Here is a 22,455-nt window from a genome sequence, read left to right on the forward strand (position 1 = left end):
GCCGGGCCATTTGGTCCGGCGTTTTGCATTTTGACTGAAGTAAGCGGACGTGGAAAGGACGGGAGCCTCCGGCGGAGATTTAGAAGACGTCAAAGATGCTATTAATGCGTACCATCGTTGCCGTGCAATCTAGCTGATCGCGTCGAACAGGTGGTCCATTGTCAGCGACGGTTGTGAACAGCCGCTTTCGCCCACGATCCGTGCGGGCACACCCGCCACCGTTTTCATCGGCGGCACAGGTTCCAGCACGACAGAACCTGCTGCGATCCGGCTGCAATGGCCCACGGTGATATTCCCCAGCACCTTGGCCCCTGCCCCGATCAACACACCGTCCGCGATTTTCGGATGACGATCGTCGTCTTCTTTTCCGGTCCCGCCAAGTGTAACCGAATGCAGCATCGACACGTTATCGCCGACAACGGCTGTTTCACCAACGACAATCGAATGTGCGTGGTCGATCATAATGCCTTTACCGATCCGCGCTGCCGGGTGGATGTCCACCCCGAACAATTCGGACACGCGCATCTGCACGTAATAAGACAAGTCTTTACGACCCGTATTCCACAGCCAATGCCCAAGACGGTAAGCCTGCACCGCTTGAAAGCCTTTGAAGAACAACAGCGGTTGCATCAAACGGTGGCAAGCCGGATCACGATCAAAGATAGCAACGAGGTCGGCCCGCGCAGATGCTGTCAGATTGGTGTCCGCCGCATATGCTTCGTCCAAGATTTCCCGCAGGATTTGTTCTGACATTTCGCGTGACGCGAGCTTCATGGAAATCCTGTAGGCCAGTGCTTGTTCAAAGCTGCCGTGGTGCAGGATGCCAGCATGCACCAATCCACCCATCAATGGTTCGGACATGATCGCGGCTTCAGCTTCTTCGCGGATGCGATGCCACACGGGGTCAACCGTGCTCAGGGCTGCGTTATTTTGGGCCATGGTGTCGCATCCTTGCGCTGTGTCATGTCGTTCTAATCTAGTTAGGTTCGGCGCGACAAGAAAAAACCCCGTGAACTGAATTTACGCAGTTTGCGCATGGTTTTGACGTTTGGCGAGCAGTGCGGCCACCACCACCTGTAGTGCTTCCAAGTAAGCCGTCTCGCAGGGGGCGTGTGTGCTTTCCATCTGAAATCCCCTCATTGCGCTCGACAGCGTGCCGGTCCCAAAGTCAGGATGTCCCCGCCGCAGTTTTTTTCGGTAGCGGTCCGCTGTATCTGCTGCCTGTAGCGCTTGAATCATCAGCGCGACACGTTGATCCGGCGGATGATCCCGCAGGATCAATGCCGCCGTGTGCAGATCAGACAAATGGACCGGACGCATCTAGCTTGGCACCGTGATCGTCTGCGCAGGCCCTGGACCGTAGCGATCTGAAATCTGAGCGACCGCTACTTTGGTGCCAGCGGCCAATGCGCCTGACCATGTGGGGGAATTCACAATCGTCGTCCCGACCAAGCTGCCACCTTCGTAGAATTGCAAAAGATAACTTTCCCGATCTTCGCCCAAGGGCACATCCACGCCAGACCAATCATCCCCGTCGATCCGCGTTTGTCTGATCCAGTTAATGCCCCATCTTCCGCCCAGCGCCGTCGCCCTAAGATGCGCTACTGGGTAAGGCCGCAACCCGTTGCCGGCAAAGCTTTGCGTGGTGTAGCGGTAGGTTTCATCCCCCAATGGTTCTGATGCAGGACCAAACCGGAAATGGCGCTCTGTACCGCGTGTTGTGGCCGCCAGATTGGGTTGTGTCACAGCTTGGTTCAGCACCACGACCTTCGACCCGACTGGCCAGATATCAGGCATAAGCCCACTGGACCCCGCCTGCCCGCGCAGAAATCCTGACAACGCGTATTCCTGTGCACCAATCGGGTCCGCCTTGGTGAACTGTAAGATTTCCCAATAGTCTGCTGTGCCATCACCCACTGCGATAGCGCCCGCACCGGACAGCACCGCGCCCACTTCAGCGCCGCTGAGCGCCCCGTGGATCAGCTTCACATTTACACCGTTTTGACGATCCCATGTCCCGACGGGTCCCCGCAGAAGTGGCGTCGTCAGTTGTCCAATGCTGCCTTCACGCCGGATGATGCTGTCGAGCGCATAGTCACTGTCCGTGCCAGACCGGTATACGGCGACTTGCCCCGGCCAAGGGCGTCCCGTTGCCACCATATGCGGCGCATGGGGAATTTCGTCGCCGGTGATCAGCGGAATATCCAGAAATTGCAGCTGCACTGGCACAGGGCCTACGTAGGGTTTCAGTTTCGGGGCAATTTCGGGGATGTTTTGCGGCAGGTAGACTTCGGGATCGACGCGCGTCGCTTCGACCAATCGCAAACCTGCTTCTTCGACGCGGTCGATACGGAACGTCCCCGCGTCCCCGTCGACGTGTAGATCAACCACATCACCTGCGCCCAGCGCCTGTTGCGATGGCGGCAGTGCAAAGCTAATCCCGTCTTGCCCGACACGGGTTTCCGCTAGCCAGCGCCCCACGATGCCCTGCGCTTCTGCTTGTGTCAGGGCCAACGGCACGGACGTGCGCGACAATCCCAGTGTCTTTTGCTCGGGGTCAGAGGTTTCGGTCACTGTGCCTTCGTAATCGGCTTCGGAATCGAGGTATTCAAATTGCACACGTGCTGCGATTTCTGACAAGGGTCCCCGCACCTGACTGATCGCCGTTGGCCTGTCTGGATCGAAGGCCAATGTGTCTTGCGTCATCTCTTGTGTCGGCTGCCCCGTGCGATTGGTGAACACAAGCATGCCGTCTCGTTCAGCCGCTTCAAACCCGTAGGTGGTCATTAACGGTTGCAAGGCTGCGCGCGCTGATCCGGCATCTGCAATGTGATAGCCTCGAACAAGACCGTAAAGCTTTGAAACGTCATAAGCCGTAACCCCCGACCGTTCACAAATGTCTGCGACCACAGACGCCAATGTTCGGCTCGAACTCCGGCCATTGAGCCAATGGCCCCGTGTGTAGTTGTCTCCATCCGACCAAAGGTCCTGATTGCCGGGGAAATACGGGTAAGGCCGCACGTCCCATGCCCAGACGTGTGCGCGGTACATATCTACCATTGGGCCACCATAAAGCGTGGACGTCGGGTTGTTCGCAGGATTTGCGTAATGCCCATAGATCGCCCGCAAATATTGCATCTGCATAAAGTCATCCCGCCTGCCGTTTGAATAATGCGGCATGAAGGATTCAGACGACTTGGGGTCGAGGAACTTGTTGGGTTGGTTCGTCCCCTTATCAATTGCAGCACACCCAAGTTCGGTGAACCAGATCGGTTTGCTGCGAGGTTCCCATGCTGTTGGTGTAGCAGACCGGACCCCGCCTATGCGGTCATGGTGTGCGTTCCCCCACCAATTGGGCAGATCTTTGTAACGGTAAACCCACGGTTCATTCGCTAAGCCATCTGTAATCGGCGTGCGCCGTTGCGCGTCGCGAGCGGTGTCGCTCTTGTAGTACCAGTCGTACCCTTCGCCGGCCGTCACATTCGTGGACAGATAATCGAGATTATAGATTGATCCCGCATCCGCATCGACGTGGTCTACTCCATCCCGCCAATCAGACAGTGGCATGTAGTTATCAATCCCGATGAAATCGATGTTCGGATCTGCCCAGAGCGGATCAAGGTGGAATATCTTATCCCCCGTCCCCGTAGGCTGATACCCGTGGTATTCAGACCAATCCGACGCGTAGCTGATCTTGGTATCCGGTCCGAGGATCGCGCGGACCTCTGCCGCCAATTGGATGAACGCATCCACGGCAGGATAAGACCCACCTGCCCCACGTATTTGGGTAAGCCCCCGCATTTCGGACCCAATACAAAAGGCTGAAACCCCACCCGCCGCTTTACACAAATACGCGTAATGCAGAATGAAACGGCGATAGCGCCATGCATTAGGGCCGGTATAGACGACGGTCTCTCCATCCAAGCTGAAATCGCTCGGCTGTGCTGTCCCCATAAAGGCCGCAACTTCGGCCTCTGCTGCCATGGTCTGGTCAGGTGTCCCATCAACAGTCGGCGCAAGCGACGTCGTGATCCGTCCGCGCCACGGCAAAGGCGGTTGCCCAGCGCTACCGGTCCACGGATCATTCAGCGTATTGCCGTATTGTTGTTCCATCAGGATGAACGGATAGAAGACGGGTGCTTGCAGACGCGCTTTGAGCCCCTTGATTGCCTCAACCACAGACGCATCACACGGCGTCCCGCCATAGACGGGCCGATCCCCGTTCTGCGGGACCACCCCCGCCGTGGCACGCGGCTGACCGGACACCACCCACGGCATCTCGTCCCCGTCGACCTCGGTCTGTTCGACCTTTGGGGCTACGTCGCATTCCCCACAGCGCAAGTCATTGCCAAACCATGACACAACCAACAGCGCAGAATGGCAATTGGGAAGCTCTTCTCGGAGCGCCTCTGACGCCACATAAAAATCTGTGCCCCCTAGTGGAGAGTTCACATTGATCGCGATTTGGTCACTGAAATCCGGTGACAGGCGCACAGGCTGCGTCGCCAGCGCATATTCCCCCGTCCCCGGAATCAAAGCGACACCGCGCACTTGGCGGGCGATATCAGCTGTGGCGGCAGGTTCTGTGATCTCGGACGGGCGCATGACCTCGAAGGTGAACTGCGGCACGCGGTTGCCAAATTGCGCAAGCGGCAGGTCTTCAAACACCACATAGGCAACACCGCGATAGGCTGGTGCGTTTTCCGCACCCTCAACAGCGACAATTTTCGGATCAGGCGATTGGAACGCGGACCCGTCGTAAACGGTCATGTTCAGCTTGGCATGGCTCATGACGACCCCGTCCGCCCAGACACGGCCCACACGGGTGATCGTGCCTTCACACAGGGCAACGGCAAGACTGACCGTATAGCTATATTCCGTCACCTTGGGTTGGGCACCCGCCCCTTTGCCACCTGTTGTCTCAGTGGTCTCTTGAAACTGCGTGGCCCAGATCACCGGCCCCGGCACGCGCATACGACCATATACTTGACCGACCGTGTTCCCCTCACCAGCGCCCGTAATCCGAAAACGATCGACGCGGCCTGTTTCAACCGCCGCACTGCCAGCCCCAAGAACACGTTGGTCGATCATCCGGCCAAGTGTTGCCCCCGCAGCCTGACCAATGGCCGCGGCAGACACACCTAGCACGGCCCCGCCCACACTTGCCCCAAGCGACATACCAACAGCAGATAAAACAAGCGTGGCCATAGTGGCTATCCTTCCATGAAAGCAAAACGGGCAACAATCCGGCGTTGCCACGGTGCGGACAGCGGGCTTTCAGTGACCCCGTGTCCCGCGTAGGCGTGGATAAAGGTCGGGGCATCGCCCACCTCAGCCACCACACCCAGATGTTTCGCGACCCAGCCTTCGCGCATCCGGAAAAGGATCACCTGTCCGGACTGCATCGGCTGGTCGCTGACGTCGTCAAAATGATCTATTGCGGATTGCCACAGGCGTTCATCGCGTTGCGGTTCTCCCCAATCGGCGGAATAGGCAGGCACGCCCTGCGGGTCTTCGCCGTATCTTGTGCGCCACAAGCCGCGGATCATCCCGAGGCAATCGGTTGCGACCCCTTTGACCGCAGCCTGATGCACATAGGGCGTGCCGATCCAAGATCGCGCCTCTGCCACGATATCGTTCACTGCAGGCTCCCACCGTCATTCGCGTCACCCGAACGCGGCACAGCCATCAACCAGTCGTCCCCCGGAATATGCGGAAAACCTTGGAAATTGGCGAGGTTCGTGAATTTCTCGCGACAGGTCTTGGCGTGCTTGTCGCAGCCCGCAACGAGCCGCAGCTCATCCCCGACGGCAATCGGCAACCCGAGCGGCTGCCACAACAGGATCTCGCGCCGCGTCCCGTTCAACTGATCCGCCTTGATCGTGGCCGACAGCCCCTTGGCCGCACCCGCCATCACTTCGAGAAACCCGTCCTTGAACCATTCCGCATTAAACGGCACCAGCGTGGCCAGATCAAAGGTTTGGCCATCTGTGTCGCGGTCCACAGTCACCTCTGCCACATAGGCGGCATCGGTCTTGGTATTGATCCCACAAGACCGATCCCCAAGCACCGCTGAACAGGTTTTCAGATAGGACCGTCCCTGCGGTTGGTTCAGCGCCTCGGCCAAGCCGCGCAGATCCACCTGAAACTGGCCACCGTTGCGGGTAATTTCACCCATTGTGCCGCGAAACTTCACCTTACGGGCACTGACATCATCCCAACAGACAAGCCACACTGTGACCTCTGCCTGATCATAGCGCCCGGCAGCGATATCAGCTTCGGTCACCGCGTCAGCGGTCAGCACACCCACCGCTTCAGTATTATCGACGGACAGCCCAGTCGTATGGCTGAGCGCACGCGCCGTCATCCCGCTTTCTGCGACAAAGGTGATCCCGTCAAAGGCCAAAACGCGGTCATGATCCGTAAAACCAAGCACCACACCGTCGCGCCGCTTGATAGCCCAGCACTGGCAAACGTGGGTGAGACCCGTCGCCAGATGATCGTGAAGCGCCTGCACAGTCATACCCGCACCTCAACCACAGGCACATTCGGCACATCACCCGCACGGAAGCTGGCAACAGACGTCTGGATGCGGTCTGTGTCAAACCGCGCTGGTACATCGAATTCAAAACCGGCCTGTATCGAAGCGCCCATAGGCGGCGCTTCAGCGAAATGGATCAGCCCCGTTGTGCTATCCACAGTGAAATCAATCGTGTCCTGCAACGCGTCCCCGCCCACAGCCACACGCACCGACCCCACAACAGGTTTCGTCACTGGCCGCTGGTAACAAGCTTCACCGGACGGATAGTCCTTCACCAATTGCCATGCGCTTGTGGCCTCGTCGCCTTCACCAATGCGCTGATCAAACGGGGTGGGATCAGTATTTGCCGAGCAGGATTTATAGTCTGCCCAATCCTTCCAACGAAACCCGTATAGCTGCCCCTGACGCGCCTCAAAGAAAGCAACCAATAAGGCCACGTCATCCAGTGACCGCAGACCAAGCCCCGCATCATAGCGCCTGCGCGAATGGGCCCACGGGGTATTACGTTCTTCAAAGCCGTTGGCGAGCGTGACAATCTCTGTCCGCCGCTCTGGCCCACCAATCGCGCCAAAGGACAGCGACGCAGGAAAACGAGTTTCGTGAAATGACATGGTGGCTGCTCCTATCGGTTACGGTTGCCTTGCCCGATCGCACGGGCAACGCGGGCGGCGATCTGTCCTTGCGACCGTGCAAAGCCCGCCACATCAGGGGTCGAGATATTCATGTTGATGTTCACACCCCCGCCCCCTTGAGTACGCACACCAAGGCGGCCATCGGCACCGCGCGCCAACGGCATAATCGCCTCTGGCCCCGCTTCGCCCATCAGGCCCGTACCACCGCGCATCGGGAACGTGGTCGCGCCACTGACGACACCACCCAAGGCAAAGGGCATCACGCGGCCTTGCGAAAACGGTGCGCCATCCTTGAAGGGCATCACATTTGCGACTATCCCGCTGATCCCGTCGGCAATCGCGCTGCCAAAACCATTGGCGACAGGTTTGATCGCAGCCGCATAGGCCGTATCAATCATATTGCGGGCAACCATGTTCAGCGCATCGCTGAGCTTCAGCCCGTCAAAGGCCAACCCGTCGAACGCTTTGCGCAACCCATTCGATAGGCCGCTATCAAGGTTCGTCGCTTCCTTGAACGTCTCGGCAAAGGCGACACGCATTTCACGGATTTCAGCCGTCAGACGGGCGGCATCTTCTGCAGCACCACCAAACGTATCGTCATCAAAATCATCCATCCTCAGATGTCCTTTTTGTATCCGGATAAGCTTGGGACAATGCATCGAGTGCTGCCCGTCCCATCGGCGCCGATCCTGCATCAATTCCCAGCATCAGGCGAAATTCGGCAGGTGTGAGCCGCCAGAACTGATCGGGCCGCAACCCAAGACCGCGCACACCGGCGCGTAACAACGCGGGCCAATCAAACTTCATGATCCACCACCGCCAAAGGCACGGGCCAGCAATTGGGCAGCCACCTTCGCCGCCGCCACAGGTCCATCGCCAATCTCGGCTGTCAGCAAATCTGCGCGGGTGCCAGACCAACCGCCCCCCCGCAGACCAGCGACGATCAACGCCATCACATCACGGCTGGCAAAAGCGCCGCTTTCAAACCGCTGGACCAAAGCCACCAAAGTATCCTCGCCCAGCGTGTCCTCAAGTTCGGCCAGCGCCCCAAGGGTCAGCTTGCAGACATGCGGAATACCATCCACCGTGATCGTGACCTCGCCAGCCCAAGGGTTCGCCATCAGGTCAACGCCGTGAAGGTGATCGCGCCAGCGGACGCCATCGCCAGCTCATATGTCGCCTCGCCATTATAAGCGCCGGAATATTCCACGGACGTGATCTGGAACGGCCCTTCAACAGTGCCAAAATCAGGAATAATTACCTGAAAGTCAGGCGTTTCCCCGTCAAAGAAAATCTGGCGCGCGCGTTCATCGCTATCGGCATCCTTGAAAACGCCAGAGCCCGAGATCGCGCAGGTCTTCACGCCTGCCCCCGCCAGCAATTCACGCCAGCCACCGGTGCTTTCCAGCGATGTCACATCCACGCTTTCAGCGTTAAAGCTGATACGGGTTGCCCGCAGCCCTGCCACCGTCTGAAACGATCCGTCACCGGTCATGTCGATTTTGACCAATAGGTCCTTGCCATTTTGGGCCACCATGGGGTGTCCTCCTATATTTATCAGGGAGTTGCGGGTGCGCCGTCACAAACACGAGCGCGGAACGTCAGATCAACTTGGCGGGCATCGCCGCTGCGGGCGCGTGTGGCGCGGGCTTTGGCAAATTGCAGATAGACCAATGCGCCGCGGGTCAGCGTCAGATCAACATTGTGCAATGCATCAGACACGGCCGCCGCCACCTGTTTGGCGCGGGCAAAGCCGGACTTTTCAGACACCACGCGAATAACAAATTCATGCAAAGCGCCAGCGCCCGTCATATCGGACTGATCGCGGACCTGTTCGGGGCCTAGTGCCAGATACAATTCAGGCCGTGGCCCTGAAGGCACCGTGTCGTAAACCGCGTCGCCTACCAATGCTGTAACGGCAGGGTCCGTCGCCAAGGTCTCGAATATCGCGGTCTGTAAGGCCGCGCTGACAGCGTAAGTCATACGACGGCCTCCTCGACGGCGAAGCACGTCAGATAATGGGCACCACGATCAAACGGAGCGACCGCATCAATGCGAAAGGTTGATTGACCTTCGCGGAACCGCTGTCCCACTTTAGGACGTGACGGCGCACCAACGACGGCGGCACGCACAATCACACGCACAGTGTTTTTCGACAACGTCGCAACCAAATCACCGCTTTGACGCCCGGTGCCGGACTTGACGTCCGCAAACAACGTCCCCAGTGGCTGCCATGTCGTCACATAACCACCCGCGCCATCATCCGTGCGGACGGGGTCTTCGAGGATCATCTGGCGCGTCAAACGTGGTAAACTCATGACCGACCTCCCATAAACAAACGGACATTGCGGTGCGGGGCAATCAAGGCAGCAACGCCAAGGGGGATGTCACCCCCCTGTCCCGCATGCCGGAATTCGTAGAAATGGGCGGCCAACAGAAATGTAGCCTGCGCCAGATCTTCGGGCAGGTCTGACCATTCCGCGCCAAAGCCAGCCAGCATCCCGATACGGACAGACCCGTCTTGCGGCACAACGGCCAAAGGACCATCAACACCGATCAAACGCGGACGATGGGTGTCCGGTGCAAGCGACCAACCCGATGCAGGGGCCGTCGTTTCGACACCGTAACGATCAATCAGGACAAATTCTGTAATGGCAGCAACTGGCGCAATCGGCAGCGGTTCGCGGTACACATCGCGCCATTGCGAAATGGTCCAGGCAAATTCACGCGATATCAGGATTTTCCCGGTGCGCGCTTCGATCGCGGCAATGGCGGCCCTTAGATGGGTTTCCAACAATCCATCCTGCAAGTCATCATCGGCAAAACCGGACCCCAGCCGCATGTGGTCTTTGAATTGGGCGACCGGAAGGGCCTCGGCGGGCACAGTGGTCTGTTCGACTAACATCATGGGAAACTCCGACTTATCCTGCGGTTTCGGCTTTGGTTGACCGGATGCACACCCACAACGCCGCTCGGACGGAAGGGAGCAGCTAGACGACGCTGCATAGATCGGACGTGCATCCGGGGTGGGACGGGCCGTGACAGACCGCCCCTTTTCACGACGCAAGCGTTAGCTGGTCGCGAACTTCAGCAGCTTGATCGCGGCAAAGTCTGACACGGCACCGCCGACGCGCTTTGTGGCGTAGAACAGCACGTGTGGCTTGGCAGAGAACGGATCACGCAGCACACGCAGATCAGGGCGTTCCGCGACAGTGTAGCCCGTCGCGAAATCACCAAACGCGATGGCAAACGCATCACCGGCAATGTCCGGCATGTCTTCGGCGATCAGCACCGGATACCCCATCAGACGCGCAGGTTCGCCTGCAGCCAGACCATCAGACCACAAGAAGCGCCCATCATTGTCTTTCAGTTTGCGGATCGTGCCAGCCGTTTTTGAGTTCATCACGAAGGTGCCGTTCGCGCGGTACTGCGCACCCACGGCATAGACGAGATCGACAATCGGATCAGCGTTATCAATCCCGCCAACAGAACCAGTCGGCACATATCCAAGGTTACCCCATGCCCAAACATCATTATCGACGGTTGGATAGGTCAGCAGACCCTTCGGCTTATCGACGCCATCGCCAGCAATAAACGCGTTGGCCTCAGACCGGGCGAACTTGTCCGCGATACGGCCAGCAAGCCAACCTTCGATGTCGAACGCTGTATCGTCCAGCAGACGTTGTGACGCTTTGGGCAGCGCTGACAGTTCGTGCAGCGGGATCGTGATCCGGTCGATTTGCGGACTATCTGTTTCTGTCAGCCCGCCCGTCTCAGTGGCCCAACCAGCACCCATATCTGTATGGTCGACCAAGACGTCAAACGATGTCGCATCCACCGTCACCACCTGTGCAATCGCACGGATGGACGCCGTCGCACTTAACGTGCCTTTGATCGTGTCAGACGTCTGCGGATCCACCAGATATCCGCCGTCAGCAGCAACAGCCGTGTTCAGCGACTTGCCTTCGACGTCGAGGCCACGCAACCCGTCATCATCGCCAGAGCGCAAATAGGCAGCGAATGCCTTTTGATGCGGCGCATCCATTTCAGCGGATACGGCCAACGACGGGCGTGCAGCCATCAAGGTCTTTCGATCAAGCTTGTTCATGCGGTCTTCCTGTTTTTGAAGTTTGGCGCTGACGCCGTTGGAGAAATCTTTGAATTCAGCCACGAAGCCGCCCAAGGCAGCCCGCAACTCTTGGGCCGGCGACATGTCATCAGACATGCCTTTCCCGGCCCGGGACGCGTTCCCGGTTGTGGTCATCTTCCACTCCTTACGTGTTGATCAGTTGCAGCTTGCGCTGACGGCCCTAGACACGGGCGATAGTCAGGCGGGCATCGGTTAGGACAGCCGCCAGTTCGCGCAGGTCCGGCGCATCGGGATCATCCCCTTTTGCGCCCACCCGGGCATCGGGAAGCATGGGAAACGTCACAAGCGACACCTCCCACAGCTCAAGTTGGGACAGATGACGTTTGCCTGTGTCATCCTTGGTTGATTTCACTGTGCGGTACCCGATGGACAGACCGTCAATCGCACCAGCTTCAAGCAATGCTGCGGCTTCGCGCGCTTTGGCGACATCCGGTAACAATCGGCCTTTGACCCAAAGGCCCTTTGCATCTTCTCGCACTTCATCCCACACACCAATCGGTTGGGTCGGATCGTGCTGCCAAAGCATCTTGATGGTGCGGCCTTTGGATTTCGAAAACCCCAGCGATTGCTGATAGGCACCGCAATCGACGACATCGCCTCCCTGATCCGTCAAACCAAACAGCGACGCGTATCCAGAAATTTCGGTGCCGTCTTTGACCTTCACTTCAGGCCCAAGCTGACAGTATTTGTGTTCTAAATGCATGTTTCGTCCTTTTCAGAAGCCACGAATGGCTTGAACAATTTCAAGAACCAGCAGCCCAAAGGCACCGCAAGCAATCAGCAGAATTTGCCACTCTAATCTGGCGACCATGAACTCGATCCGACCAAGGCGGACGTCCAACTGGGCAAACCAGAAATCAGAAACAGGTGGCGGGTGCGGTGCTTTCTTGGACCGCCCGTCGAGATCAACTATTTTACCCGTCATCGCTGACCTCCAATGCCGGAAGGCCTAGTAGACTTCGCTTTTCGGCTGCACTCAGGAAAGACGCATCAGCCACACGACGCCATTGTGCATCACGTTCAGCAGACAAAGCGGGGATTTGATCCAGATCGGGACGCACATCAATGCGCTCACCGGTGAAATCCGACAACCAATCGGCAATCGCACTGGTAACGCGAGTGGCCAGCGGCAGCACCGTCAGGCGGTAAAACGCGCGGTTCGCTTCCTGATAATTGGCATAGGTGGCATCGCCAGGAATGCCCAGCAACATAGGCGGCACACCATAAGCAATGGATATTTCACGGGCGGCGGCCTCTTTCGTCTTCTGGAACTCCATATCGGACGGAGAGAACCCCATGGGTTTCCAATCAAGCCCCCCTTCCAGCAACATCGGCCGACCAGCATTGCGGGCACCTTGATGCTGGCTTTCCATCTCATCGACCAAACGGGTGTATTGATCATTGGTCAGTTGGGCCTGCCCTTCAGCACCCTTGTAGATAATCGCCCCTGAAGGTCGCGCGGCGTTATCAAGCAATGCCTTCGACCACCGCGACGCGGCATTGTGCACATCCACAGCATTGGCTGCCGCCTGCATGGCAGAAAACCCGTAATGGTCGTCTTGCGGATGAAAGCTTTTGATATGACAAACCGTGGACAGACCTTCCGTCACCGGAAAACGAACCTTCCGACCGCCAAGGTTATACTCATACGCGACAGGCCAGCCGTTCTTTCCAGGGATCAGGCTCATCCGGTCAGAGCGCAGCACATGCATCTCGGCTGGTAATCCTTCATCCGCGACAGCCTCAAGATACCCATTCCCCGTCAGCAAAATCTGGGCAAACAACGCTTCAAACAATTCGGCGCGGCCTTGCGACATATTCGGACGGCCCAGCAATTCCTGCACCGGATGCATATCATAACGACGCAGGCGGTCTTGGACGACCAATGGCAATGCAGCCGCAGCTTCCGAAATAATCTTAACCGCCCGAAACCCGATCGGGTTTGCGTTAAACCCATTGCGCGTCAGCGATACCGTATCACGTGGAGACCAAGCCACACGGCCCGATGATTGCATCGCAACGACAGGTCCGGTAGCTGACGCCTTCGCGGCGGGGGCCGCTTGCGCTGCAGCCTCTTTGCTGCCCGATGCCCGGTTGAGAAATTCAAACATTCGCGTCTCCTTGAAGTGTGCGGCGGACTGAACCGTCGTTCGCTGCTATGAAAACAATATGCGGTACAGTTCTTGAGAAGGATAAAACGGCCCGTGCGATGGGCCGCGCAACACCCTATCCCAGCGTGCGGACACGCGGGGCGCGCCAGCCGTATGCGGGATCAATCACCAGATCACGCAAAGCCCAGACAAGCGCATCCACTCGGTCGGGCGATCCGGACCCCACAAAACCCTGATGGGTCATCAAACACATCTGGTCCTCTAACGCGCCTAGACCCCGCACATGCGACACACGTCCCTGTTCGTACAAAGCGGCGACGGGCTCAGCGCGGGCAGCTTTGCCTTTATGGGCCCTGACCGCGTGATACGGCACCAACGGGTCAATGCCTTGAATGATCGTCTTGACCATGTCCCCGCCTTGATTGACCTCGGCCACCAACCGTTGGGCGTCGAAACGATCCACAGCGGCAATCGCCATCTTGGCCCATTCGGTTGGGGATTCAGTATGCACCGTCAGATCAGCCAGCACGTAGGCCTTCCATGTATGCACCGGCCCCTGCGTCACAGCACCGGCCACAATAATCCCGCAGGCGTCAGAATTCCCCTTGTGCGTGACAGGCGGGTCAACCGCGACGACAATCCGGTCCATCTCAGGCAAATCATCCGCCACCGCGTCGGCCATCATCGCAGTCGTCCACATCGCGCCCTCAGCATCGGCCAGCAGCACACCTTCCAGCTCTTGGCGACCCAAACGCGTGCCTGCATAGCGGGATTGGACCTCTTCCAGAAATCCTTCAGCCAAGTTCGCGGCATTCGCTTCGGTCGGAGCATGTGTGACCACTGTGCTGGGGCGTTCCAATATCCCCTTCAACACAGGCACATTGCGGGGGGTCGTCGTGACACAGGCCTGCGGGCAATCCCCTAACCGCAAGGAAAACTGCAGCATGTCCCACGCGTCTTCGCCGTTCTTCCACTTCGCAACCTCATCCGCCCACAGCGCATCAAACTGCGGACCGCGCAAAGCATCAGGGTCATGGGCGGAAAACACATGCGCGGTGGCACCATTGGGCCATTCCAGCATCTTGCGACCGGAAATCCACTTCGGCCTGCGATCTGGCGGAGATACAGCGAGTATACCACTTTCACCAAAGATCATCACTTCACGGGTCTGATCCACGGTCTCGCCTACAATCGCAATGCGGCGGGCGCGGCCGGCAGCCGTGGGGGTCGGACCTTCGGCAATGCCACGGACCCATTCAGCACCAGCACGGGTCTTTCCCGCACCGCGACCGCCCATAATGACCCACGTCCGCCAATCGCCAACCGGTGGGCGCTGATGCGGCATGGCCCAGAAATCAAACAGATAGGGAAGCGCTTCAATCTGATCCGGCGTCAGGCTTTCCAGAAACGTCCTTTGGACCAATTGAGGCCCGCAAGCGATCCAGTTCGCGCCCGATGGTATCCCTTGCGTCGTCGTAATCGATGCCGGTGTCGGCGTCTGGTGATCCGTACTTTTCATGGAATACCTCTTCTGCGCGCAGCACCATCAGATGCGTCGATTGGAGTTCGTTGATTTTGGTCATCATTTGCTTGGTCGACGCGTCCGCTGCCGGACCGGCTTCGTCTAACCACCGTGCCAATAAGATACGCATTTCCGAAAATAGATCGGCGATCTGAGATATTCGTAGTCGCGCTGCCTCTTCCCTATCGGGGTCTGGGTTGTCTTGTTTTTTCATGCTGCTAATGCCTGTCGGAGACTTCCGTACAGTCGAGAAACCACCCCACACACAACGTCCAAACTGTGAGAGAAAACTCTGGGGATGGTCTACTAGCCTGCATCCAAAGTAGCGAAATCGGACGCGTCAGGTCAATGTTCCGGCCATGGGCAGCGAGCGGGCAAATTAACAAATGCTTTCGCCCACGCAAAAGGGCCAAACGCCTTTAAACGTTTGGCCCTCGTAACAAGAAGTCAAATTTCAACCCAAGGTTGTTGCGTCAGTTCGCTGCTCGCTCAGCCTCGATTTCACGCCACCGCGCAACGTTACTATTATGGTCATCCAAATTGGTCGCAAAAGCGTGGCCACCGGTGCCGTCCGCAACAAAAAAGATGAACTCGGTTGTGTCAGGATTCAGTGCCGCTTCGATGCTGGCACGCCCCGGATTGGCAATTGGCGTGGGTGGCAAAGCAGGGATCACATAGGTGTTCCATGGCGTCTCACGACGCAATTCGCTTTGGCGCAAACCACGGCCCAATACGCCCTGCCCTTCGGTAATCCCGTAGATCACGGTCGGGTCAGTTTGCAGGCGCATGCCGCGGTTCAGGCGGTTGGTAAAGACGCTGGCAACCTGACGGCGTTCTTCCGCGACACCCGTTTCTTTTTCCACGATACTGGCCAAGATCAGCGCCTCTTCAGGGCTGTTCAACGGCAAGTCATCAGCACGGTTGGCCCATGCTTCCGCAAGAATACGGGTCTGGCTTTCGGTCATGCGGTCGATGATGGACGCGACCGGGTCACCAGGGCTGAATTCATAGCTGTCAGGTGCCAATGACCCTTCAGCAGGCAAATCAGCGTAATCTTCGCCGAGCAAATCAAGACCGTTCAGCGCATCAACAACCTGCCAGCTTGTCACACCTTCCGCGATCAAGGCACGGTAGCGCGTATCGGCCTCTTCTTTCACTTCGGTATAAGCCGCGGGCGTTTCTTCTTCGGCTGGATTGAAACGAGCAATTTCAGCGTAGCGGTTCGTTGAGGGATCAAGCTCGCGGACCTGAATGGTCGTGCGGGTCACACCAACACGGTACACAACTTCTGTACCGCAGGTACTTTGACCGCCACGAGTGATCTGATCAATGATCTGCTCCATCGACGCACCCGCTTCGACCAAGAATGACCCTGCCTTCAACTGGCTCGCCTTCTCGGAATAATCGGCACCGATGCGGAAGATGGTCGGAGACGAAACAGCCCCCTGTTCGTCCAGCGTATTGCTGACGATACGCATATTGGATCCGCTTTCAACGCGCAGGCAGATCGCTTGGCTCAGCGGACCAGGGGCAGAATACTGCCCCGATCCCCAAACAATCGCACCACCTATAAGAAACAACAGAACAATGAATAAAGTCAGCGCGTTAGACGCAATGTGTCGCCACATTTAGGAAACCTTCCCAAAGATCACGCTGGCGTTTGTGCCACCGAAACCAAAGCTATTGGACAAAGCGATATCGATTTTGCGCTCGCGTTTTGCGTTTGGTGCCAAATCGACAGGTGTTTCAACGGCAGGGTTATCCAAATTGATCGTTGGCGGCGCGACCTGATCTCGGATCGCAAGGATCGAGAAAATAGCTTCAATTGCGCCAGCAGCCCCCAGCAGGTGACCTGTCGCTGACTTTGTCGACGACATGGTCACTTTGGATGCGTGATCTTCCAACAGCCGCTCAACAGCGCCCAATTCAATGGTATCGGCCATTGTCGAAGTGCCGTGCGCGTTGATGTAGTCCAAATCAACTGGCGTCAGGCCAGCATCTTCCAGCGCCATCCGCATGGACCGTTCACCGCCTTCACCGCTCTCGGATGGGGCCGTGATGTGGTACGCGTCACCAGACAGACCATACCCCAGCACTTCGGCATAAATCGTAGCACCACGTGCAACAGCATGCTCGTATTCTTCCAGAACAACGGCACCAGCGCCTTCGCCCATCACAAATCCATCACGATCAGCATCGTAAGGACGGGACGCGGCTTTGGGGTCATCAGCGCGTTTTGTGGACAACGCCTTACACGCGTTAAAGCCAGCAATACCAACTTCGCAAATGGCAGCTTCAGCACCACCCGCAACCATCACGTCAGCATTGCCGTATTTGATCAAACGGGCCGCATCGCCAATCGCGTGGGCACCGGTTGAACAGGCTGTCACAACCGAATGGTTCGGGCCCTTAAAGCCATACTTGATAGAGACTTGACCGGAAATCAGGTTGATCAGCGCACCGGGAATAAAGAAAGGCGACACGCGACGCGGGCCCTTTTCCTTGATCATCACTGCAGTATCGGAAATAGACTTCAGCCCCCCGATGCCGGACCCGATCAGCACACCTGTGCGGTTGCGATCATGATCGTCTGCAGGCACCCAGCCTGAATCCTCGACAGCTTGCTGTGCTGCCGCAATCCCGAACAGGATGAATTCATCAACCTTACGGGCATCCTTTGGCGCCATATAGGTATCAGCATTGAACGTGCCATCAGACCCATCGCCCAACGGCACTTCACATGCATAGGTCGTGGCCAATGCACTCGCATCAAAACCAGTGATCGGACCAGCGCCCGATTGACCATCCAATAGCCGAGACCAAGTAGCTTCAACGCCATCGGCCAACGGGGTGACGAGCCCCAATCCAGTCACAACAACACGACGCATGAACTGCCCTCACCTCTTCGCGTGGTTTTTCAAGCCTCTCTTACCCCACAGCCGCCCAAAGGAGCAAGGGGAGCAGGCAATTTCACGGGGCGTTAACCGATCTATGCCAATGAAGGTCCTGAAAAGCGTATAGGTAGGAAACGTGCGTCACTTGCTAGCACTCATACTGATCATGTCGGTAGCACCATGCGTGTTACACGCGGCGGTCGATTGCAGTGCTGTAAATCGCATCGCACGGATCAAAACCACCATTGGGCACCTCCGTGCTGATCCAATTAGTGAAAGCGCGCCATACAACCAAATCATTCTGATCAATGATCTTGCCGCGCTCAGCACACGTGTCGCAACGATTGCGCTCGCGGATCACACCGACAAGACCGATACCAATCGCCTGATCGCGCTGGTCAGCATGGCGCAAAGATCTGTCGAAGGCATCTCGGAAAAATCAATCGGCCAGTTTGCCCTGTCATTACGGACAGACCGGTGGTCGGCTGTTCTCAGGGAAGCGACGATCGCGCTTAGTCACATGCCTTGTGGCCTGATCAACGGACGATTGCCCGGTGATGCGGAAGGCCGCGAAATCGACGGGAAAACAGTCGACCGGAAAGAAATCACCGTCAAAGAACCTATTGTCGAAAAACCCTTACAAACTGCCGTGCTGTCGATCCTGATGATCGTGGGTATCGTCTTTGCCGGCAGACAAGTCATTGCATGGATGCGCATGCGCGCGCGTCTAAAAAAACGCCAATCAAAACGGTTCGCCACGCAGATCGACAGTCATCTGGCCATAGACAAAAACGTCTACGAAGCCGAAGTGCTTGATCTTAACTGCCATGGTGCAAAGGTCCGGTATTGGCACACTTCCACCGTCGCGATTGATCAAGACGCTGGCATTTTCCTTGCAGGCGCTTGGCGGATGGGGGCGATCGCTTGGTCAAACAAATTGTATTGCGGCGTTCGTTTCGACGCGCCCTTGCCGATCCCGTTGGTGCGCGACCTTGCCGACGTCAGCGAAACTGACGGCCTCGGGCGCATCATCCTCAAAAAAGAAAAAGCGGCCTCTGCGTGAAGCAGGGCCGCTCTTTACGTCATTTAAGACGAATTACTGTGCTGCAGAGATGAACTTAACAGCGTCGCCGAATGACTGGATAGTCTCGGCAGCATCGTCAGGAATTTCGATGCCGAATTCTTCTTCAAAAGCCATAACCAGCTCAACAGTGTCGAGGCTGTCTGCGCCCAGATCGTCGATGAAGGATGCACCTTCAACTACTTTGTCTTCTTCTACACCAAGATGCTCTACAACAATCTTGCGTACGCGGTCTGCGACGTCGCTCATGGACTAATCCTCACGTTCTGTTGGGTCTTTGACCCGGTTTTGGACGTTAGTTACCCAACGTCCTTTCTTGATCTGCGTGGCCTATAACAGAGAATTTCTGCGAGGCAAACATTTTCAACACCCCACCGGACGATGGGGCGTGGATCACAACATGGCCATGCCACCGTTCACATGCAAGGTCGTGCCCGTCATATATCCGGCCTCATTGCTGGCAAGGTACAGCACCGCTGCGCCGATTTCCGCCGGATCGCCCATGCGACCTGCTGGTACATTGTTCAAAATACCTGATTTTTGGTCGTCAGTCAGCTTTTCGGTCATCGGCGTAGTAATGAAACCGGGTGCGATACAATTGACGGTGATGCCGCGGCTCGCGACTTCGTAGGCGATGGATTTGGACATACCAACCATACCGGCCTTGGACGCGGCATAGTTCGCCTGCCCCGGATTTCCGGTCGCGCCAACGACGCTAGAGATGTTGATGATTCTACCCCAGCGGGATTTCATCATACCGCGGATCGCGCCTTTACACAGTCGCATTGTGGACGTCAGGTTGACCTCTAGGACAGATGACCATTCTTCTTCGGACATCCGCATGAAGATGTTGTCGCGTGTGATGCCAGCGTTATTCACTAGAATATCGACCGACCCCATCGCCTCAACGGCTTGTTTCGGCAGTGCATTTACTGCGTCCGCATCGCTCAGGTTACAGGGCAGCACATGCGCGCGGTCCAGTTCAGAAGCCAAGGCTTCGAGCGGCTCCACCCGTGTGCCTGACAACGCTACAGTCGCCCCAGCATCGTGCAGCGCGTGGGCAATCGCCCCGCCAATGCCGCCAGACGCGCCTGTCAAAAGTACATTTTTCCCAGTCAGATCAAACATCTTCGATCCCTTCTTAATCTATTTTATGAAAGTGAGGCAGCAGCGGCTGCGACGTCTTCTGGCGTGCCGACATTGCGCGACGCGATCTCTTTGTTGATGCGGCGGATCATACCGGACAAGGCCTTGCCCGACCCGATTTCCCAAGCCTGATCAACACCTTGATCGCCCATCCACAACACGCTTTCGCGCCAGCGCACGGAACCTGTGACCTGCTCCACAAGCAATTTACGGATTTGATCAGGGTCAGTCACCGCTTCTGCCACGACGTTCGCCACGACCGGAACCGCAGGAGCGCTGATCGTTGTGTCCGCCAAAGCCGCGGCCATTTTATCGGCGGCTGGCCCCATCAATGCGCAATGGAATGGCGCGGAAACTGGCAAGAGCATTGCGCGTTTTGCGCCCTTCTCTTTTGCGATTTCAACGGCCCGTTCAACGGCAGCTTTGTGTCCAGAAACAACAACTTGGCTCGGGTCATTGTCATTTGCGGCCTGACAGACTTCGCCCTGAGCTGCTTCTTCGGCCACGGCTTGTGCCGTCGCGAAATCCAAACCCAGCAAAGCGGCCATCGCGCCAACACCCACAGGTACGGCTTCTTGCATCGCCGCACCGCGCAGGCGCAACAGTTTCGCAGTGTCGGAAATCGATAGCGCACCGGCTGCGGCCAAGGCAGAATATTCGCCCAGCGAATGACCTGCCACAAAATCAGCCGCAGAGATCGTAACCCCTTCTGATTCCAGCGCTTTCATCGCTGCAAGCGACGTCGCCATCAATGCAGGTTGTGCATTCTTGGTCAGGGTTAAATCCGCAATATCGCCGGTCCAGATCAGGTCTGACAGCTTTTCACCCAAGGCGTCATCCACCTCGGCGAAAACCTGTGCCGCCGCTGGATATGCATCGGCCAAAGCCTTACCCATCCCAATGGCTTGCGCCCCTTGTCCCGGAAATACAAATGCCCGCATCTTGCGCGTCCCCACTTTGTTAAACTCTTTCCCTTGCAATAGCCTGACGACGCCCTGCACACAAGGAAAGCCGCCCTGTGATACGCGTGCACAACCCGTGCACAAGGCGTGCACAGGCGTTGTGCGATTATCGGCCTGCCGCAGACACCCTGTTCGTCGTAAATTGGGTGCGTATCGACCAAGGATTTAACCATGTCACATCCCACCACCTACCATACCGTCACGAAGTCTTTTCACTGGCTAACCGCGCTTTTGATCCTCGCGATCATCCCGCTTGGCGTCATTGCAAACGGCCTGCCTTTTGAAACGAGCGATCAATTGGCCACCAAGGCATTCGTGTTTTCACTTCACAAGACGCTCGGGGTCGCAGTCTTTTTCGTCGCCCTGCTCCGCATCCTTTGGGCTGTCACACAAGACAAGCCCGGACCGCTTCATCCTGAACGCAAAGCTGAAACGCTTCTGGCCGAAGTCATCCATTGGGTGCTCTACATTTCTCTTGTTGCTGTTCCGCTGACCGGTTGGATCGAACATGCCGCGACAACAGGTTTTGCCCCGATCTGGTGGCCATTCGGTCAATCGCTGTTCTTCGTCCCAAAGTCCGAAGCACTGTCCCACACCTTTGCGAGCCTGCATTGGATGTTTGGTAAATTGATGGTGGCATCCATCTTGCTGCATATTGCGGGCGCATTGAAACATCAGGTTGTCGATAAAGACGCAACGCTGCGCCGGATGTGGTTTGGTAAAGCCGATGCACCGACAGTCGCGCCACATGTGACCAAAGCGGCACCGCCGTTGATCGCGGTGATTGCGTTTGTCGCTGCAGGAATTGCAGCATACGGGCTGGGCTTGCTTGAAAAGCACGACGGACCAGCGGTTGAATCTGCCGCGCTGGAAGCGGTCGCATCCGAATGGGCTGTGCAAGACGGCGAGATCGCCATCACAATATCGCAGTTTGGTAGCGCCGTGACCGGCAATTTCGCTGACTGGACGTCCGACATCAGCTTTGACCCTGCCCCAGCGGACGTCATGGGCAATGTCACGACGGTGATTTCAATCGGGTCTTTGACGCTTGGCTCTGTCACAGCGGATGCGATGAAACCAGATTACTTTGACGTCGAGGCGCATCCCACTGCGACCTTCACTGCCGACATCAAACCTGACGGCGACAGCTATATCGCAGACGGTAGCGTCACGATCAAAGGCACGACGGTTCCTGTGCAAATGCCGTTTGAACTGGTGATTGACGGAGAGACCGCCACAATGACGGGCGGGCTGACGTTAGACCGGCAGGCCTTTAACGTGGGCGAAAGCCAATCGGATGCCGCATCTTTGGGATTTGATGTTGAAGTCGCCATCGCACTGACAGCCACGCGCAACTAACGCGCCATCCCCCAGACACACAAAAGGGCCGCGCATCACTGCGCGGCCCTTTCTATT

25 protein-coding genes are annotated in these 22,455 nt (G+C 57.2%); 2 read left to right on the forward strand and 23 right to left on the reverse strand.

From position 1 onward, the window contains the following. Positions 1-129: 129 nt before the first annotated feature. The 20 genes from cysE to fabF form a co-directional block, all read right to left on the reverse strand. The gene (cysE, locus tag K3729_12270) at positions 130-939 is read right to left on the reverse strand and encodes a serine O-acetyltransferase (protein UWQ98232.1); all 810 of its coding nucleotides are present in this window, start codon (positions 937-939) and stop codon (positions 130-132) included. Between the two features lie 81 nt (positions 940-1,020). Beyond that, positions 1,021-1,320, reverse strand: coding sequence for a hypothetical protein (locus K3729_12275; GenBank protein UWQ98233.1), 300 nt, complete (start codon positions 1,318-1,320; stop codon positions 1,021-1,023). Next, complete coding sequence (locus tag K3729_12280; protein UWQ98234.1) at positions 1,321-5,208, reverse strand: glycoside hydrolase/phage tail family protein; 3,888 nt, start codon at positions 5,206-5,208, stop codon at positions 1,321-1,323. A gap of 5 nt (positions 5,209-5,213) precedes the next feature. After that, complete coding sequence (locus K3729_12285; GenBank protein ID UWQ98235.1) at positions 5,214-5,642, reverse strand: peptidase; 429 nt, start codon at positions 5,640-5,642, stop codon at positions 5,214-5,216. After that, on the reverse strand, positions 5,639-6,523 hold the full coding sequence (locus K3729_12290) for a DUF2163 domain-containing protein (protein ID UWQ98236.1): 885 nt from the start codon (positions 6,521-6,523) through the stop codon (positions 5,639-5,641). Before K3729_12290 ends, K3729_12285 begins: the two co-directional genes overlap by 4 nt. Continuing rightward, the gene (locus tag K3729_12295; protein UWQ98237.1) at positions 6,520-7,152 is read right to left on the reverse strand and encodes a DUF2460 domain-containing protein; all 633 of its coding nucleotides are present in this window, start codon (positions 7,150-7,152) and stop codon (positions 6,520-6,522) included. Before K3729_12295 ends, K3729_12290 begins: the two co-directional genes overlap by 4 nt. Before the next feature lie 11 nt (positions 7,153-7,163). Beyond that, the gene (locus K3729_12300; GenBank protein ID UWQ98238.1) at positions 7,164-7,787 is read right to left on the reverse strand and encodes a phage tail tape measure protein; all 624 of its coding nucleotides are present in this window, start codon (positions 7,785-7,787) and stop codon (positions 7,164-7,166) included. Then, a complete protein-coding gene (locus K3729_12305) occupies positions 7,780-7,983 on the reverse strand; it encodes a phage tail assembly chaperone (GenBank protein ID UWR01041.1) in 204 nt (67 codons plus the stop codon). The genes K3729_12300 and K3729_12305 overlap by 8 nt, the downstream gene beginning before the upstream one ends. After that, on the reverse strand, positions 7,977-8,294 hold the full coding sequence (locus tag K3729_12310; protein ID UWQ98239.1) for a gene transfer agent family protein: 318 nt from the start codon (positions 8,292-8,294) through the stop codon (positions 7,977-7,979). Before K3729_12310 ends, K3729_12305 begins: the two co-directional genes overlap by 7 nt. After that, complete coding sequence (locus K3729_12315) at positions 8,294-8,710, reverse strand: phage major tail protein, TP901-1 family (protein ID UWQ98240.1); 417 nt, start codon at positions 8,708-8,710, stop codon at positions 8,294-8,296. Before K3729_12315 ends, K3729_12310 begins: the two co-directional genes overlap by 1 nt. 20 nt (positions 8,711-8,730) lie before the next feature. Beyond that, entirely contained in the window at positions 8,731-9,156 is a 426-nt protein-coding gene (locus K3729_12320; protein ID UWQ98241.1) for a DUF3168 domain-containing protein, read from the reverse strand. Beyond that, a complete protein-coding gene (locus tag K3729_12325; protein UWQ98242.1) occupies positions 9,153-9,491 on the reverse strand; it encodes a head-tail adaptor protein in 339 nt (112 codons plus the stop codon). The genes K3729_12320 and K3729_12325 overlap by 4 nt, the downstream gene beginning before the upstream one ends. After that, on the reverse strand, positions 9,488-10,081 hold the full coding sequence (locus tag K3729_12330) for a hypothetical protein (protein ID UWQ98243.1): 594 nt from the start codon (positions 10,079-10,081) through the stop codon (positions 9,488-9,490). The genes K3729_12325 and K3729_12330 overlap by 4 nt, the downstream gene beginning before the upstream one ends. Before the next feature lie 162 nt (positions 10,082-10,243). Continuing rightward, positions 10,244-11,437, reverse strand: a complete 1,194-nt coding sequence (locus K3729_12335; protein ID UWQ98244.1) for a phage major capsid protein — start codon at positions 11,435-11,437, stop codon at positions 10,244-10,246. Positions 11,438-11,483: 46 nt separating this feature from the next. Next, positions 11,484-12,026, reverse strand: a complete 543-nt coding sequence (locus K3729_12340; GenBank protein ID UWQ98245.1) for an HK97 family phage prohead protease — start codon at positions 12,024-12,026, stop codon at positions 11,484-11,486. 12 nt (positions 12,027-12,038) lie between these two features. Further along, on the reverse strand, positions 12,039-12,248 hold the full coding sequence (locus K3729_12345; GenBank protein UWQ98246.1) for a hypothetical protein: 210 nt from the start codon (positions 12,246-12,248) through the stop codon (positions 12,039-12,041). Next, on the reverse strand, positions 12,238-13,434 hold the full coding sequence (locus K3729_12350; protein ID UWQ98247.1) for a phage portal protein: 1,197 nt from the start codon (positions 13,432-13,434) through the stop codon (positions 12,238-12,240). The genes K3729_12345 and K3729_12350 overlap by 11 nt, the downstream gene beginning before the upstream one ends. A 115-nt stretch (positions 13,435-13,549) precedes the next feature. Beyond that, positions 13,550-14,953, reverse strand: coding sequence for a terminase family protein (locus tag K3729_12355; GenBank protein UWQ98248.1), 1,404 nt, complete (start codon positions 14,951-14,953; stop codon positions 13,550-13,552). A gap of 476 nt (positions 14,954-15,429) precedes the next feature. Then, positions 15,430-16,584, reverse strand: coding sequence for an endolytic transglycosylase MltG (gene mltG, locus K3729_12360; protein ID UWQ98249.1), 1,155 nt, complete (start codon positions 16,582-16,584; stop codon positions 15,430-15,432). Continuing rightward, entirely contained in the window at positions 16,585-17,844 is a 1,260-nt protein-coding gene (fabF, locus tag K3729_12365) for a beta-ketoacyl-ACP synthase II (protein UWQ98250.1), read from the reverse strand. Between the two features lie 151 nt (positions 17,845-17,995). Between fabF and K3729_12370 the strand changes: the two genes are divergently transcribed. Then, positions 17,996-18,913 (forward strand): hypothetical protein, encoded by a 918-nt coding sequence (locus K3729_12370; protein UWQ98251.1) that lies wholly within the window; start codon positions 17,996-17,998, stop codon positions 18,911-18,913. A gap of 33 nt (positions 18,914-18,946) precedes the next feature. On the opposite strand, the gene K3729_12375 is transcribed toward K3729_12370, so the two are convergent. The 3 genes from K3729_12375 to fabD form a co-directional block, all read right to left on the reverse strand. Then, entirely contained in the window at positions 18,947-19,180 is a 234-nt protein-coding gene (locus K3729_12375) for an acyl carrier protein (GenBank protein ID UWQ98252.1), read from the reverse strand. 144 nt (positions 19,181-19,324) lie between these two features. Beyond that, a complete protein-coding gene (fabG, locus tag K3729_12380; GenBank protein UWQ98253.1) occupies positions 19,325-20,059 on the reverse strand; it encodes a 3-oxoacyl-[acyl-carrier-protein] reductase in 735 nt (244 codons plus the stop codon). Positions 20,060-20,082: 23 nt separating this feature from the next. After that, complete coding sequence (gene fabD, locus K3729_12385; protein ID UWQ98254.1) at positions 20,083-21,018, reverse strand: ACP S-malonyltransferase; 936 nt, start codon at positions 21,016-21,018, stop codon at positions 20,083-20,085. 192 nt (positions 21,019-21,210) lie between these two features. Between fabD and K3729_12390 the strand changes: the two genes are divergently transcribed. Further along, positions 21,211-22,398, forward strand: coding sequence for a cytochrome b/b6 domain-containing protein (locus tag K3729_12390; GenBank protein ID UWQ98255.1), 1,188 nt, complete (start codon positions 21,211-21,213; stop codon positions 22,396-22,398). The last annotated feature ends 57 nt before the right edge of the window (positions 22,399-22,455 follow it).

The organism is Rhodobacteraceae bacterium S2214, assembly GCA_025141675.1.
In the GTDB taxonomy this organism is placed as follows: domain Bacteria; phylum Pseudomonadota; class Alphaproteobacteria; order Rhodobacterales; family Rhodobacteraceae; genus Yoonia.